At 70.2% G+C, this 652-nt stretch carries 1 pseudogene; it reads right to left on the minus strand.

The window, feature by feature from the left end:
- Positions 1–652, minus strand: a pseudogene (locus tag KYX17_RS31615) (hypothetical protein); the annotation flags it as partial.

Genomic DNA, 652 nt, shown 5'->3' on the forward strand with positions numbered 1-652 from the left:
GCGCGTCCGAGCTCGTCGTCTCGACGTCTCCACCGTTCAGCGGCACGCGCAGCAGGTGCGAGGAGGTCGCGACGGTCACGGCGTCCGCTGCGCCGGACGCCTGCTGCAGCACTGCCGTGTCCGCGTCGTCGATCTCGGTCCGGAAGCCGCCCGGGGTCGCGACCAAGCCCTGAACCGGGTCCAGCACGACAGGCACATCGCCGACCGCGGTGATCGTCGGCTCGCTGTCCTTCTTCAGCCCGTCGACCGTGCCGGACGTCGGCTCCAGCGGGTCGCCTTGCGCGTCGACCGGGATCGTGTAGACCGCCGCATCCTTCGGGGAGACCGCGAACACGGTCCCGTCGGCGCCGACCGCGACGTCGGCGTTCGCGCCGAGCTCGAGGGTGGGATCGGTGCCGGCGAGCTCGAAACCCGAGAGTCCCGAGACGGGCACGACCCACAGATCGCCGGACTCGGGATCCAGGATTGCGGTGGTCTTCTCTCCCAGCGCCACCTTGCCGGAGCCCGGGATCGCGGTGCTGTCGCCGAGAGAGACACGGGCGGGGTCCACCGTCGTCGCGGTCGACTCGTCACGGTTGACGACGACGACAGTCGCCTCGTCCTGCAGGATGTCGAAGTTCTCACCCGTCGTCCGCAGACCACCGTCGAGCAA

Source organism: Microbacterium sp. CIAB417, assembly GCF_022788845.1.